This is a genomic window from Micromonospora sp. BL1, assembly GCF_003667485.1.
GTDB lineage: Bacteria > Actinomycetota > Actinomycetes > Mycobacteriales > Micromonosporaceae > Micromonospora > Micromonospora tulbaghiae.
On sequence record NZ_RCVK01000223.1, the window covers coordinates 58,170 to 74,975 of the forward strand.

The following is a 16,806-nucleotide window of genomic DNA, read 5'->3' on the forward strand; positions in this document are numbered from 1 at the left end:
CTCTGTCGATGGTGGTCGGACGGGTGCCCGCCCCGGCCGCCGTGACGGCCGGGGCGGGCGGCGGGTCACCGCCGGGGTACGGGAGCGGTGCGCGGCTCCGGCAGGGAACCGCCGGACGAGGTGGACACCGTGACGCCGTTCAGCGGCTCGGTGACCACCCGGCCGGCGGCGTCGTGCTCCGGCCGGATCGGCGAGTCGTCACCCTCGGCGGGGACGACCCGCCCCGCCGCGTCGTACGCGAGGCGCGTCACCGACTCGCCGGTGCGCCGCTCCACGAGCCGGCCGAGCAGGTCGTACGTGTAGTGCGTGACCTCGCCGGCCGCGTCGGTGCGCTCGACGAGCTGCCCGGCGGCGTCGTAGACGTACCGCTGGGTGCGGCCGTCGAAGTCGGTCTCGGACACCATCCGGCCGTTCGGGTCGTACGTGTAGCTCCACGTCGCGCCCGCCGGGTTGGTGACACGGACCAGCCGCAGCTCGGTGTCGTACGCGTACTCGGTGCGGTTGCCCTCGTCGTCGATCTCGGCCGTGACCAGGTCGAACGCGCCGTACTCGCGGAACGTCCGGCGGCCGGTGGCGTCGACCCACTCGACCAGGTTGCCCTCGCCGTCGTAGAGGAACTCCTCGACCGAGCCGTCCGGGTTCTCCCGCCAGGCCAGGTCACCCTCCAGCGTCCAGCCGAACTCGGTGAGACCGGTGTCGTCCTGCATGCTGAACAGGCGGCCGAGCGTGTCGTAGACGTACTCCGTCTCGCCCTGCCCGGTGCTCACCGAGGTGATCCGGCGGGCCGCGTCGCGCACGACGGCGGTCGGTCCGACGTGGGTGGTCGTGCCCCGGCCGTCGGCGGCCGGCTGCTCGTACCGGACCACCTCACCGGAGGCGTCCACCTCGGCGACCATCAGCCCGTCCGGGCCGAACTGGCGGTTGCGGGTGCTGCCGTCGAAGTCGGTCCAGGACACCGCGCGACCGAGTTCGTCGTACGTGGTGGTGGACCGGCTGCCGTCCGGCCGGGTGACCGCGGTCAGCCGCCCGAGCGCGTCGTACTCGCTGGACGTGGTGCGGCCCAGCGGGTCGGTCGTGGACCGCAGGCGGTACGCCTCGTCCCAGACGTTGCGCGTGGTCGCGCCGAGCGCGTCGGTCTCCGCGACCACCTGGAAGCGGTCGTTGAGTTCGTACGTGCGCACCGCGCCGAGCGAGCCGGTCACCACCGTGCGGCCCGGCTGGTAGTCGAACCGGTAACGCAGGTAGCCGCCCCTGCCGTCGGTGGCGACGCACCGGCCGGCCCCGTCGTAGGTGTACGTGTACCACTCGCCGTTGCGGTCCTCCCAGCGCACCAGCCGCCCGTCGGCGTACGTGAAGCGCTCGGGGTCGCCCGAGGAGTTCGTCACCTCGATCAGGTTGAGCTCGCCGTCGTAGCCGAACTGCGACGCCACCGTCAGGTCACCGGCCGCGTTGGGCAGGGAGACCATCGTGACCAGCCCGGCGGACGAGGTGAACGCGACGGTGGCCCCGGTGGACGACAGCAGCCGGGTCGGCGTACCCCGGCGGTCGCGGACGATCGTCCAGCGGACGCCGCCGTCGGTGACGTCGGTGAGCAGCGACTCGGTGTCCGACGCCGCGGCGAACAGCAGGCTGCGGCCGGACGTCGGGTCGGTCAGCAGCCAGCCGCCGCCCACCAGCCGGCGCAGCGGCAGCGTCCGGCCGGTCTCCGGCTGCGCCACCTCGCCCTCGGCGGGCAGCGGGTACGTGAGCAGCGAGCCGTCGGCGGCCAGGTAGCGGACCTGCTCGCCGTCGACGACGATCCGCTGGTCGACGGTGGAGGCCCAGGCGCGGCCGAACGACCGGCCCCACCGGTAGTCGGAGCGGTAGGTCCGCTCCAGCGTGAGCCCCGGCATGACCGCGTCGGTGTGGGTGAGGATCATCCGGCCGGTGGTGACGTCGATCGGGTCACCCACCGTCGGCGTCTGCGCGGTGGTCTTCGCCACCGCCTCCGGTGCCACACCGGCGAACGTCTCGGTGGTCGGCGAGAAGTCCGCCATGTCCACGTCGCTGTCACTGTCGCGGACGGAGGCCATGTCGACGTCGGAGTCACTGTCGCGGACGGAGGCCATGTCGACGTCGGAGTCACTGTCGCGGACCGAGGTCATGTCCACGTCGGAGTCCACGTCGCGGACCGACGCCATGTCCACGTCGGAGGACGGGCCGGGCACCGGGTCGCTGGTCCGGATCAGGACGACGGAACCGTCCGGCCCGATCTGCGGCAGCGTGGCCAGACCGGGGACCTGCGAGTCCTCGAACGTCACCCGGCCCTGCGAGTCCTTCGACACGTTCACCACGTGGCCGACGGTGCCCGGTCCACCGGTGCGGAAGCCGACGATGCCGTTGGTGCCGTTCGGCATGGCGCCGAGCGCGTCCACCAGCCCCTGGAGGGTGCCGACCTCCTCGGTGGTGCGCCCCGGGTACTGCTTCTGGAGGTCGCTCAGCTCCCTCGGCTGCGTCTGCGGCGGGATCTGGGTGATCAACCCGGACTGCTTGTAGCTGTCGACCGCCATCGTGAGCGTGATGCAGTCGTTCTGGTTGCCGCTGTCACGGGACTGGTGGATCTGCCGCAGGTGCCGCCGGTCCGCGTCGTTGAGCGTCTCCAGGTCGACGTCGGTGTTGGCCGTGTCGCCGTGCGAGTTGGCGGCCATGATCTGCAACGTCGACCCGTTGCTCAACGTGACGTTCCGCGACAGTGCGTCCCGGAAGGTGTCGAGGATCCGGGCCTGCGCCTGCGGGTCGCCCTGCGCCGCCGCCAGCTGCTCGGCCAGTGGTGTCGTGGTGTCCGCCTGCGTGGCGGCGGAGGCGGTGCCGATACTGACCGGACCGGTCTGCTGCCCCTGGAAGCCGTACTCCTGGCGACGGCCCCGGCGGTGGCTGCTGCCGCTGGGACGGCTGCGGTCCCGCGGGCTGCGCGACCTGTCGTTCCGGTCCCGGCTGCCGCTCGGCTCGCCGTCGACGGCGTAGGCGTGCATCGTGGTCCGCTGCCGCCTGCGTTCACCGGTGATCAGCTGATCGGGCCGGGGCCGCTGCGACGGCGGAACGTAGTCCTCCTCGCTGGCGTAACCGCGACGGGCGGGGCCGTACCAGTGACCGACGTTCTCCCAGTAGTGCTGTGCGCGTTCGCTCCTCGCCAGGGAGTGGATCTCCTGGAGCGCGTTCGCCGCCTCGTGACGCTCCTGGGTGTAGCCACGGGCCTGCTCGGCGAACGTGACCACAGCGGCGAACTCCCGCCCGGCGGCACTGGTGATGGAGTCGATCTGCGTGAACCCCCGCAGGTAGTTCGCGATCTGGCTGGCGGTCCGGCGACCGCCGTCGGACTCCGCGCCGATCCGGTCGCCGAGGCCGGTCCCGTCCGCGTTGTTGTACGGGCGGTTGCCGACCATCGGCTCGTTGAAGTGACCGTCCCGGTTGCTGCGGGGACCGGTACGCGGGCGGTGCCCGGTGCTCGCGTACAGGTCGGAACGGATGCTCTGGTAGCTCTGGTACGCCGCCGAGGACGTGTCGGCCAGCGTCGTCTGCGAGGCGAAACCGACAGTGTCGAACCATGCCTGGGCCTGCGCGGTGACCTGCCCGACCGGTGTGCTCAGCGGCGGCGGCGACGGGGTGTCGCGCTCCACGTACTCGTAGGTGACGGTGCCGTCCGCGTGGCGTCGGGGCTCCCGCTCCCAGGTCGGCATGCCGTAGAGCGCGCTCGGCGGCGGCGGTGCCGGGTTCGTGGGCAGGCTGCTGGGCGTCTGGTCCGAGGGCGCGGCGAGCGCCGGTTCCACAGCGGCCAGCGGGTGCGGTGTCGCCGGGGCGGGCGTGCAACTGGTCAGGCCCAGCGGGTCGGCGACGGTCAGAGGGTCGCTCACGTACGCGGTCGGGTTCGGCCCGCCGGACAGGCCGAGCGGGTCGGGGCTGACGTACCGGCCGGTGGCCGGGTCGTAGTAGCGGAACCGGTTGTAGTGCAGGCCGGTCTCGGCGTCGACGTACTGGCCGGGGAAGGCGAGCGGCGTCGCGGTGCGGTCCGCGCCGCGTCCCCACAGGTCACCCCGCGACCACCAGCGCAGCCCGCCGCCCGGCTCGACCAGGTGGGTCGGGGTGCCGATCGGGTCGGTGACCACCGCGCGGAGGGTGCCGTCGTCGGTCTGCGCGACCGGCACCGGGGCGTCCGGGCGGTAGTCCCACGTGGTCGTGGTGGTGGCGCCGGCGGCGTCGCGGTGCGTCTGCTCCAGCATCAGGTCGCCGGACCAGGCGAAGGACACCTCCTCCAGCACCCGGTCGCCGTCGCCGAGGCGCTGCTTGGCGATGCGCCGGCCGAAACCGTCGTAGCGGTAGCGCCAGCGGTCGCCGCCGGGCGTGACGGCCAGGACCATGCGGTCCTCGGCGTCCCACTCGAAGCGCCACGCGCCCGCGTCGTCGACCCGGCCGGTGAGGCGGCCCTTCGCGTCGTAGGAGAACGTCGCGTCGTCGGAGCGCACGAGCATGGTGCCGGTGAACTCCCAGCGCCCGCCGCCGGCGCCGACCAGGTTGCCGGCCTCGTCGTAGTCGTACCGCTGCGGGGCGTCGCCGTCGACGGCCCGGATGCGGCCGGTGTCGTCGGCGGTGAACGCCAGGTCGCCGGCGAGCGAGTCGGCGATCGCGGTGACCCGGTCGGCGGCGTCGTAGGTGTAGCGGCGCTCGGCGCCGTCGGCGATGTGCTGGCCGGTGAGCCGGCCGGCCGCGTCGAAGGTCTGCCGCAGCGCGACCAGGCCGCCGATGGTCCGGCCGATCTCGCGTCCGGCGTCGTCGTGGGTGAAGCCGAGCAGGTGCTCCCCGGCGGTCAGGCTCTCCGGGCGCCCGTCGGCGTCGAACGTCCAGCGGCTCGACCGGCCCGACGGCGTGGTGCGGGTCTCGACCGCGCCGGAGGCGGTGTACGAGGTGCGCACCGTCCGCCCGTTGATCGTCTCGGACACCACCCGGCCGTCCGCGTCCCGGGTGAACCGCACCTGCGCGTCCGGGCTGAGCACGGCGGCCACGTGACCGTCGGCGTCGTACTCGACGCGGGTGACGGCGTCGCCGACCCGGCGTTCGACGACCCGGCCCAGCGCGTCCCAGCGGTAGTGGGTGACGGTGCCGGCGGCGTCGGTGTGCGCGACCAGCTGACCCGCCTCGTCGTGCCGGTAACGCTGGCTACGGCCGTCGAAGTCGGTCTGCCCGCACAGCCGGCCGGCCGCGTCGTACTCGTAGCGCCACGTCCGACCGGCCGGATTCCGCACCGATGTCAGTCGTAGTTCCGTGTCGTACGTGAACTCGGTGCGGTTCCCCGCCTGATCCACCCGTGCCGTGGGCAGATCGAAGGGGCCGTACTCGAAGCTCACCGCCCTTCCTGATGCGTCGATGACGTCCACCAGATTCCCTTCACCGTCGTAGAACCACCGTTGCGTGGAGCCGTCCGGGCGGGCCCGCCACGCGAGATCCCCCTCGGCGGTCCAGCCGTACGTCGTGACCGCGCCGTCCGGGGCCCAGATCGCCCGGACCCGTCCGAGCGCGTCGAACTCGACGTCGCCCGCGGGCGCGGGCGCGGGCCGGCGCGCCGGGACCGGGCGGGTCGAACCGTCCGGGAGCGTGAGCGTGCGCGCGTCGTGGTCGAACCGGGTGACGCGACCGAGCTGGTCGGTGCGCGACAGCAGCCGGTGCGTCGCATCCCACTCCTGCCGGACCGTCGCGCCCAGCGGGTCGACGATCGCGGTGACCCGGTGCTGCTCGTCGAACTCGTACCGGGTCACCTGGCCCAGCGAGTCCGTCACGTGCGTGACGCCGTCGTCGTACCGCAGGGCGTAGCGCAGCCGGTCACCGCCGCCGCCGGCCCGGACGCAGCGGCCCGCCCCGTCGTAGTCGTATCCGAACCACTCGCCGTTGCGGTCCTGCCAGCGCACGAGCCGGCCCGCGTCGTCGTAGCGCAGCCGCGTCTCCTGACCGGAGGAGTTGCGGACCTCGACCAGGCGCCGCCGCTCGTCGTAGCCGAAGGAGGGAAGGTGGACCGTGTCGTCCTCGGCGCGGACGTGCGCGCCGACGACCAGGCCGCCGGCCAGGTGCGGCACCACGACCAGGCCGGACGCGGAGAGCAGGAGTTCGGGTGTGCCGTCACCGGAGCGTTCGATCCGCCATCCGGTTCGGTCGGTGACCACGTCGGTGAGCCAGGCGTCGCCGTGCGCGCCGGCGGGCGCGAACAGCAGCGACCGGCCCGGCTCGGTGAGCAGCCAGCCGCCGCCGGCCAGCCGGCGCAGCGGCCCGCCGGGGCCGACGACCGGCAGCGCCTCGTCGCCCTCGGCCGGCATCGGGTACGTGCGGATGGAGCCGTCGGCGGCCAGGAACCGCGCGTACGTGCCGTCGGTGACGACGCGCTGGTCCAGCGTGGAGGCCCAGGTCGGGCCGAAGCAGCGGCCCCACCGGTAGTCGGAGCGGTGGGTCCGTTCCAGGGTGAGCCCGGGGAGCCGGGCGTCGACCTCGGTGTAGAGGACCCGGCCGGTGGTGACGTCGACCGGGTCGCCGACGACCGGCGCCTGCGCGGTGGGCGCGGCCACCTCGGCGGCGGGCACGTCCACCGGCGGTGCCGGGGCCGGTGGCGGGGCGACCTCGGCCTCGTGCGCGCGGTAGGCGTCCCACCAGGCGTTCTCGGCCTCCGTCAGGGCCCGTTCGGCCTCGGCGACGGCCTCCGCGTCCGCGTCCGTCCGGGAGGTCAGCCCGTCCAGGCGGGCCGCCGCGGCCGACAGCGTCTTCGCCGCGTCGGCGACGGCGAGCGCTGACGTACGCAGACCCGGGGGGAGGCCCCGGCCGGTGACGTCCCGGGCCGCCGCCTCGTCCAGCCGGACGACGAAGCCGCCGGGCACCCGGACCTCGGTGCCGGCCCGGTGCTTGCCGGCGGCGTCGCGGGACCGGGCGACGAAACGGAACTCGACGTCGTACTCGACAGCGGCGGTGAGCTTGTCGTCCGGGTCGGTGCGCCGGGCCGGCTTGCCGGTCGTGGCGGCGGCGACCTTGCCCTCGTCCTTCACCTGGGCGCCCGGGTCGGTCCGGTAGAGCTGCTGCTCGACCAGCGTGGCCGCGTTCACGGCGGCGAAGTCCTGCCGCTCGCCCACCCGGCTCGCGCCGCCCGGATGGCCGACGCCGCCGACGACGAGCGGCCCGGCCGTCTTCAGCGCGAACGAACGGCCCGCGGTCTGCTCGTACTCGGTGTCCGCGCTGCGCTTCGCCGAGCCGCCGATCTTCACCGTGGCGTCCGCGCGCAGGAGCTTCGGGCGGGCCACCAGGCGGGCGTCGAGGAACAGGTCGCGGCCCAGCCCGGCCGGCATCGGCAGCGGGAACGCGCCGTTCAGCATCGCCGGCAGCGCCTTGATCCGGCTCACGGTCAGCGTGTCGCGCAGCGCCGCGTCGACGTCCCGGCCGGGTGCGGCGCCGGAGGCGACGAGCGCCTGCCGGGCCGCGTCGTGCAGGCCGGGCAGGTCGACCAGGACGTCCTCGACGGCGAACCGGCCCGGCTCGGGCAGCCGGTCGAACCCGGCCTCCTCGCGCCACAGCCGCCGTCCCTCGTCGGTGGTCTGCTCGTCGGCAACCGGTGTGACCGGGCCGGAGGCGGCCGGTTGCCTGCCCTCGGTCGCCGAGTACGTGGTGACGTCGTGGACCGCGTGGACCGACACGCCGCCCTCGGGCAGCCCTCTGCCGGTGACGGTGACGGTGAGGCGCACCGGCCCGCGGTACGTGGGCACCGGACCGGAGACGGTCAGCGACTGCTCGTACGTGCGGCCGGTGCGCTCGGTCGACTTGGTGGCCTGGTTGCCGAGGGCCGCGGTGCCGGTGAGCCCGGCGGCCACGGTGCCGGAGGCCGGGCCGTGCCCGGTGGTGCGGGTGGCGTCGCCGTCGACCCGGTCGGTCTCGGTGCCCTGCGCCCGCCCGGTCAGCGTGACCTGCGCCGCCGTTCGCGAGGTGGTGCGGGTGTGCGCCTCGCCGACCACAGCGCGGTCGGTGACCGACAGTTCGTCGACCAGGTCGATGCCGGTGAAGCTCGGCTCGCCGACCGGCTCGGCGGTGAGCGTGACGTGGTACGTGGCGCCCCGGAACCGCCGTTCCAGCCGTACCGTCTCGCTCCGGCCGCCGTTGAGCGCGTCGGCCAGGTGCAGGTGGGCGGCGCCGAGGAAGCCGGTGCTGCCGAGCCCTCGGATCGGGTCGTTCGGGCCGCGGTCCCGGGTCGACGGCAGGATCGCCTGGGCGAGTTCCTCGCTCGACTCCCGGGCCAGGGCACGCCGCAGGTGCGGGATGCGGTCGGTGAGGTCGATGTGGGTGGTGACGCCGCCGATGCCGAGCGACAGTCGCGGTCCGGGCCGGAACTCCGGCTGTGCCGCATGGGCGGTCGTGCCGGGGCCGGCCGCGTCCTCGTCGCGCCGCTGCTGTGCCTCGCGTACCAGGTCGCGTTCCCGCTGCTGGTGCTCGGCCTGCGTGGCCCGCTCCTGCTCCTGCGCCGCCAGCAGCGTCTGCGTGGCCGTGTCGTGCGTGGCGGTCAGCTCGCCGAGTTCGCGCCGGTGGCGGTCCTGTAGTGCGGCGAAGGAGTCGTCGACGAGTTGCCGGGCCGCCGCGCCGACCGCGCGGTCCCGGTGGACCCGGTCGACGTAGGCGCGGGCGTCGCGCTGCTCGGTGTGCTGCCGCCGCAGCAGGTTCCCGCGTTCCGTGGCCTGTTCGCGGGCCATCCGCGCGCGCTGCTCGTCCTGGTCGGCGCGGAGCGTCCCGGCCCGCTCGGCGTGTTCCAGTTGCAGCCGTACGTCGGCGGTGCCGTGCCGGCGGGCGCGGTCGCGGTCCTGGAGCTGCTGCAGCTCCGCCGGGGTCATCCGCATGACGACCGCGCCGGGCAGGGTGAGCCGCCGGCCGGCCCGCCGGGCCGGTGCGCCGGGCCAGCGGCCCAGCGGACGCAGGTTGCTGTCGTGCCGGGCCTCGGCGACCACCTCCGCCTCGACGTCCACCCGCACCAGCAGTTCGCGTTCGGCCCGGCCGCCGCCGAGGCGCAGCTTGGACACGCCCGAGACGCTGCGCTCGCTGATCCGCCCCCACGCCCGCCGCCACGGCGTGACGGACAGGATGACGGCGCCCCCGGGCCGGCCGGTGCTGCCGCCGTGGTCGGTGACCGGCCCGCTGACCGAGGCGACGCCGGTGCCGGAGACGCTCAGCTCGATCGCGCGCGCGTTCGTGCTCTTGCGGGCGGTGCCGCTGGCGAAGGTCCGCTCGACCCGGGCGAACTCGGCGCCGTCGAGCACCGTCGGGTTGGTGGGCCGCAGCCGTACCCGCACGTCGGCGCGGGCGTCGGCGGCCCGGCGGCCGTGCCACAGGTTGCTCAGTGCCAGCGGACGGCTGAACAGCTCGGCGTCACCGGTGAGGCGTTCGGGCGACAACTCGTCGGCGACCACTGTGGATATCAGGCCGTCCTCGACCGCGTAGACGTCGTCCCGGCCGGCGTCGCGCAGCGTGTCGACTACCGCTTCCTGCAACCGGTCGGCGCCGACGAACGACTCCACCCGGCGTCCGTCGAGATCGTGCGGCCCGCCGGTCAGCCGGCTCAGCGGAGGCGGGTACGCCATGGTCTCCACGTCGCGGGGGACCGGGCCGGGCTCCGCAGCGGGGCGCTGCCGGGACACGCGCGTCTCCGGGACCAGCATGCGCACGTCGAGGCGGTGCGTGCGGGGACGCTGCTCGGACGTGGCGACGACGGTGGGCACGTCCCGGCCGTACGTCCCGAGGGACAGCTGCCGCCCGGCCTGGTTGACCCGCACCGTGGACCGGGTGCTGACGGTGAGGTCGAGGGTGGCGGCGAACTCGCGCAGCCGTACCCCGGTGGGCTTGCCGTCGTCGTCGAGCGCCGGCCCGTGGTCGCTCTCGGTGGACTGCCCGCCGGTGACGGCGCTCTCGTCGGTGGTGCCCCAGGTGAGCGCGGCGCGCGGACCGCCGAGCAGCGTCGAGGCGGCCTGGCCGAGCGGGCCGAGGATGCGGGGCTCCAGGCTCAGCTCGGCCGACCGGCTGTCGTCGCGGGCGCTGGTCACCGTGGACCTGGCGGTCCGCTTGGCGGCGGTGCCGATCTTGTCGTGGTCGAGCAGGTCGCCGTCGGACACGTCGCCGAGGCTGCCCCGGATGGTCACCACAGTGACGTGGTCGTGGAACGTGCCGGTGCGGATCAGCGGGATCTTCAGCCCGGGGCCGACGATCCGGTCCGCCAGGTGACGCAGCTGGTCGGGGGAGAGCTGCGTCCGCAGGTCGGTGGACCGGGTCAGCGCCGCCTGGAGTTCGGGGGTCAGCCCGTCGGCGAGCTGCTCGTCGCCGAAGTGCCGCAGCATCTCGTCGCGGGTGGCCAGGCGGAACCGCTCGTGACCGGGCACCGACCGCACCGCGTCGGCGACCGTCTCGTACAGGCTGCGGTCGCCGACCCGGGTCAGGTACGCGCCGCCGAACGACTCGCCCTGCTCGACGCGTGCCGGTGCGAAGTGGGTCCGGTCGGCGCCGCGCCGTCCGCGCCACTCCCGGCCGTCCGGGTCGAGGGCGGTGCCGGGGAGCCGGTCGCCGGTGGTCCACTGGAGCGCGTCGACGGAACCGGACAGCATCCGCGGCGCGCGGCCCAGGACGCGCACCTGGACGCCGTACTCGACGCGGTAGCGGACGCCGGGCGCGGTGCCCGTCACCGTCTGCTTGCCGCCGGTCCGCTCGGCGATCGTCTGGGTGGCGCCACGCTCCCGGCCGCCGCCGACGCGCGGCCCGACGACCAGGCTCAGCGGCGCGGCGTCCACTCCGGCGCCGGCGAGGCCCCACAGACCCCACGGCCGCTTGGTGGCGGCGGCGCTCGCGCCCTCGCCGCCGAACGCGGACGTGTCGACGTGGGTGAGCCCGTCGACCCGCTCCACCTCCTCGACCTGCCGGGCGACCAGGCGGACCTCGACCTGCCGGGCCCGGCCCTGGAAGAAACGCCGCCAGCCGGTGCGCGCGGCGCGCGGCAGCGAACCCGACCGCACCCAGCCGTCGTGGACGTTCGCCGGGTCGGTGACCACCATCGCCGGCAGGCTGCCGGAGAACGTCGCGTCGCTGAGCAGCTTCTGCATCACCGGGCGGCCGGGCGCGCCGATCCGGACGAGGTCGGCCATGCCGTCCTCGGCGAGGATCGCCTCCACCTGGTCGAAGAACGTGGCGCCCGGATCGGCCGGCCGGCTCCGGACACTCTCCACCCCGAACCGGGCCGGCACCGGCGCGTCGAGCGCACGGTCCGCGGCGGCGGTGGCGGTCGCGTCTGCCGTCCGCAACCCCGTGTGTACGGCGAGAGCGACGCTCCCCGAGGTCTCGACCGGTTCGGCGGCGGGACGGCCGGGCCGCACGAGCCGGGCCACGAACCGGATCGGCACCGTCACCTCGGTCAGTCCGGTGACCTTGACAGTGGTGGTGGACGTGTACGTGTCCTTGTGGGCGGCGGAGTACTCGACGGTGGGCGCCGTCGGCACCGAGCCGCCGATCCCGATGACGACACCGGGCATCGCGGTGACAGTCGCCTTCGGCTCGACGTGCCGGTCCCGGTTGTGGCGCAGCGTGTGGGTGAGGTTCTCCCGGGTCTTGGCGGTGACCTTGCGCGGGTCGTCGTGGGCCCGGTCCACGGTGAGCGCGTCCCAGTCGAGGACGGCGGTGACCCGCAGCTCGGCGGGACGCCCGCCGATCGTGACCGGATACGGTCGGCCCTCGCCGAGGAACTGGTCCACGTCGTCGCGGCTGTCCGCCTCCACCGCGGCGACCACGTCGTCGGACAGGCCGGGGTCGAGGGTCCGCAGCGCCGTGCCGAGCGCCGCGTTCTCGGTCGCACGCAACTGCTCGGCGAGGCCGAGGGTGCGGCTCTCCCGCAGGTACGACGGCAGGCTCCGGCGTACCGCGTCGGGCGACGGAAGCGCCGGGGTGGTCCCGGTGGCCGACGACGTCCCGCCCGCGGTGTCCTCGCCGGCGGTGGTCTCTTCCGCGGTGGTCTCTTCCGCGGTGTCCCGTCCGGCGGTGGTCTCGCCTGGGGTGTCCTCCGCGGCGGGGGTCTCTTCCGCTGCGGTCTCTTCCGCGGTGGTGGCGTCGGCGGTCGACCGGGTGGCCGGGTCGTCGGCCGGCGCGGACGGGACGAGAGCGTCGTCGCTTCCGTCGCCGTCGCGGTCCCCGTCGCTGTCGTGGTCGGCGGAGCCGTCGCCGAAGCCGCCGTAGCCGTCGTCGTCGCCGAACAGGCCGAAGCCGCCGGAATCGCTGTCGCCGTCGCTGTCGGTGTCGCTCGCCGGGGTCGACGGCGGTGGCACATGGCGTGCGTAGGTGACGTGACCCGACGGGTCGATCGTGCGCAGCAACTCCAGCCGGGCACGCGGCCTGGCGCCGACCACCGGGTGGTCGCGCGGCGGCCCGGCCGGGTCGTCGTACACGATCAGGTGCACCTGGGTGCCGCGGGCGGCGGCGAACTCGACCACGTCGTGCGCATTGGCGATGCGTCGCCGCTCGGCGTCGTCGATCGGCGTGTCGCGGCGCTGCGGCCCGGGGTCGGGGGCGAGCACGGCGCGGACGAAATGGCCGTTGTCGTACGGGTTGCGCTGCCGCATCGCCGCGGCCTCGTCGAGACTCATCGCGTCCCGGCCGGCGCGCAGCGTGCGCATCCGCAGGTCGTCCGCGTCGTCGCCGGGCATCTCGGCGGCGATCGTGTCGTAGAGAGAACCCGGCTGCCGGCCGAGCCCGCCGCGGTCGGCGACGGCGGTCGCGGCGGCGAACTCCTGCTGGACGGTGCCGGCGTCGTCGGACGTCGCCAGCAGGTGCGCGGCGACGAGGCGCTGGCTGTTCGGCAGGCCCACGGTCCGCGCCGGCCGCGCCGGGTCCAGGTCGGGGTCGACGGCGGGCGGGACCGCCGGTGCCGGGGCGGCGCCCGGCGCCGGCAGCGAGACGGCGGTGAGGTACCGGTTGTGCGGTTGCGCGCCGAGCTGCCGGAGCTGCTGCGGCGTGAGCGTCTGCTGCCACGTCCACGACGGGCCGGGCAACAGGTCGGTGGGCGCGGCGAACGGCTTCGGGGCGGCGACGGCCGGCTTGCGCAGGTCGGCCCGGTACTCCTTGAAGCCGGTGCCCTCGGTGTAGAACAGCTGCCGGTTGACGTTCGTCGGCACGGCGTGCGACTGCGGCAGGAAGTTGCCGACGGCGAACTCGGCCGCGAGCCGGGACAGGTCGGTGGGCGTGGCGGCGCCCACGAAGTCCGTCATGAAGGCCATGTCGCGGTCGGGATGCCTGTTGTTCTGCGACTCGACCTGGACGTCGACGGTGAGGACGTCAGCGGGCAGGTCCGCCGGCGTCGCCGCGCCGTGGGCGACGGCCAGTTCCGCGCCGTACGCCTGGTGCAGGCTCTCGGCCAGCAGGAGGAACTCCGCGCCCGCGTCACCGAACCGGACCTCGGGCCGGCCGAGGGTGAGCAGGCCGTCGACGAACAGGTTCGGCTCCGGCGAGTACGGGAGCATCGGGTGGACGGTGGCCTGCCGGTCCCGGGACCGCATGTCCTCGTCCACGGCAGTGGTGAAGTCCCGGACGAAGGCGTCCCGGCCCGCCTGCGTGTCGAGCCTGGCGAGGCCGTTGCGCACGGCGGCCAGCTTCTGTTCCTCGGTCGTGCGATCGTCGCCCGGGGCGAGGTCGTCGATCCTCGCCCGGTGGTCGCGCGCGCGTCGTTCCAGCCGCTCCCGGGTGCGCCGGATCAGCTCCTCGGTGTCACCGACGCGGTAACCGCCGGAGATCATCAGAGGCCGGGCCGGTGGCTCGTCCTGCGGTCCGGTCGCGTCCGGGTCGAAGCGGGTCTCGCGGTCGACGCGGTCGAAGACGTGGGTGCCGTCGGCCGTCGTACGGGCGCCCAGGTCGAAGTCCTGGATCGACACGTACGGGTAGCGCCGGGCCCCGCCGTCCGGGCCGCCCTGCGCGAGGCCCTGGATCGCGGCCACCGTGTCCGGGTCGCGGAGCACCTGGTTGCGGGTGCGGCCGTACGGGAACTTGCCGTTCTTCGTGCCGACGGCGTAGCCGTTCACCGCCACCGGCACGTCGAGGCTCTCCGCGAGCCGGGCCGCCCGGGCGACCGCCTCCCGGAAGGCGAGGTCGGGCACCTCGGCGGTGGTGTTGACGCCGAAGACGAACACGACTGTGGTGCCCGGGTCCAGGCCCTCGGTGACGGCGCGGACCACCTCGGGGATCTGGTCGACGTCGTCGGCGGGCAGCATCGAGTTGACGACGAACCCGATCGGCGCGCCCTCGTCCCTGAGGTCGGCCGTCTCCTGCCGGTAGTTGCCCGGGCCGACCTCGCGGGTGTGCCGGGTCAGCTCGTCGAACCGCGCGTTACGGCCGCCGGCCACCCGTACCGGCTCGAACCGGACCGGCACCGTGCGGGGCGGCAGTCCGCCGCGGTCGGGCGAGAGCACGTCGGACCGCTGACCGGCGATCCGGTTCACGTTGCGCGCCAGCAGCCGCGGGTCCTGGTCCGGCGTAGTGGTCGCCATCAACGAGTTGTCGCCCTTGACGAACGTGCCGTCCAGGGCGCGGTCCGCCACCGGGTACTCGTCGCGCAGGCCGAGGAAGTGCCCGATCTCGTGCGCGAGATCCAGGTCGGAGGAGTGCGTCGACCAGCTGGTCTGGGTGGTCGGCGACCGGGTGCCGTGCAGCGCGACGGTGGCGTGCGCGTCGCTGGGCCGGGTCGTGAACTCCACAGTGACGTTCAGCTGATCGGCGCCGATCCGGAAGCCCTGGTTGTAGATCCGGTCGACCGCGTCGCGTACCCGGGTCTCGACGTCCGGCCGCGCGGCCGCCGCCGTGTCGTCCCGGGCGTCGAGGAAGACCTTCACCGTGAAGTCCTGCACCCTGCGGCCGTCGACGTCCAGCACCCGATGGTCGTACGCGATCCGGTTGTCGACCGCGTCGAGGCGCGGGCGGGGCCGGTCGCCCGCCGGAAGGGGCAGGCCGGCCTGCTCGTACGAGCGCGCGACCACGTCGGGCACGCGGGTGTCGGGATGGGGCCCACGGTCGATGACGTCGTACGCGCTGGTGTTCGCGACCCGCCGTGGCGCGGTGTCGTGCTGCGCGGCGCGCGCCCGGTCGATCTCGTCGCGGGTCTTGGGCGCGGCGAGCCGGGGCGGCGGGACTCCCGGGACGCGCAAGGTGTCGTCGACCGGGGGAGCGCCCGGCGCGGTGTCGGTGCGGGGGCGCGCGTCCGGGTCCAGCGGCAGGCCGGTGACCGTGGCGAGGGCCTGGTCGACCTGGTCGGAGCCGGTCCGGCCGAGCGCGTCCCGCCACCCGTCGAAGTACGTCCGCACGCCGCCGTCGTCGTCCTGGACGAAGTCCCGCACCGTGGCGGGGTCGCCGCCGCTGCGCAGGTACTCCGACGCGTTCACGAGCAGGTCGTGGCCACTTCGGGCGGAGTCGTCCCGGACCGGTGCGGGCTCGTGTTCCCACGGCCGGGTGTCACCCGCGGCCCCGGTCACGGAGAGTGTGGGCTTGCCCGCCGCGAGGGACTCCTGCCAGGTGTTCGCACCCTCGGTGACCACGAGCGTGGCGCGGTTCTGGAGCCCGGCCATCTGTTCCGGTGTGACGCGGGGCAGCGCGGCGACGTGGACGTCGGCGTTGCTCGTGGTGAAGCCGCGCTCGCTGTTGCCGAGGACCAGGACGACAGTCGGCCGGTCGGGGCGGGCGGCGGCGGCCAGCCGGTCGACGACCGCCTGGTGCGGGGGAGTGTCGGGCGTGTCGCCGTAGTAGACGAGCACCACGTCGGTGGCGTGGTCGTCGACCAGGGCCGCGAGGTCGTCGGCCCCGGGAATGCCGGTGGTGGTGATGACGTCCCGGGCGGGCGGCGGATCGGCGGGCGGCGGGCGGCGGTAGGCCGGCACCCCGGTCGAGGCCCGGTCGAGATCAGTGATCGTCCCGTCCGCGCTGCGGACCTGCCGGGGGAACTGGTCCCACAGGAACGGCTGGAGCGTGACGACGTCGTGGTCCCTGCCACCGGCGGCGTCGCGCAGCGGACCGGCCCACGCCTGCTGGAACCACTCCTGCTTCTGCTCCGCGGTCCGCTCCGAGCCGTCGTCGTTCTTCGGTACGTCGACGGCCGGCAGCACGGTCAACACGTCGCCCTCGGGGAGCGGCCTGCTGCCGACCTCGTCCAGGCGCAGACTCTGGGTGTGGTTCTGCTCGCGGACCTTCTTGTCCCGGAACTCCTGCTGCCGCGCCACCTGCCACGCCTTGGCCCGTGGCGCGCCGGGCCAGTCCGTCGTCTTCCAGGCCTCCTCGCGCGTGCCGGGCGGCCCCTGCGGGCGCATGACGACGTCCATCCCGCCGCGGTGGCCGGTCCACTCCCGATGGAACAGGTCGTACGAGCCCGCCGGGGTCTCGAACTCCTCCTGCCGCCCGAGCTGCGCGGCGTAGTAGGGCGTCTTGTTGCCGGGATAGGTGAGCACGACCGTGCCCCGGTAGCCGGTGGCGGCCAGCCCGTCGAGCATCGCGATCGTCGCTGCCTGGTGGCCCAGGCCGGGCGATCCCTGGTCCACGACGTGCACGACGTCGTACTTCTCGTTCAGCTTCTGACCGACGGGGGTCGGCACGGGCCGCGGCGCACGGCTGCGCAGCGTGGCGGGTGAGAGGTCCGTCGGGGTCAGGTCGACGGCCTGGGTCGTGGGACCGGCCGGCGGCGGTGGCGGCACGCCGGGTGGTGGCCGCATGCCCGGCGGCGGCGGCGGTGGGAGCATGCCCGGCACGCCGGGTGGTGGC

At 74.6% G+C, this 16,806-nt stretch carries 1 protein-coding gene; it reads right to left on the reverse strand.

The features are described from left to right. Positions 1 to 65: 65 nt before the first annotated feature. Positions 66 to 16,784 (reverse strand): DUF6531 domain-containing protein, encoded by a 16,719-nt coding sequence (locus tag EAD96_RS13415; RefSeq protein WP_305034161.1) that lies wholly within the window; start codon positions 16,782 to 16,784, stop codon positions 66 to 68. Between the last annotated feature and the right edge of the window lie 22 nt (positions 16,785 to 16,806).

Coding starts and splice junctions, on each gene's coding strand:
- EAD96_RS13415 (WP_305034161.1), bottom strand. CDS start 16,784: ATGCTCCCACCGCCGCCGCCGCCGGGCATGCGGCCACCACCCGGCGTG.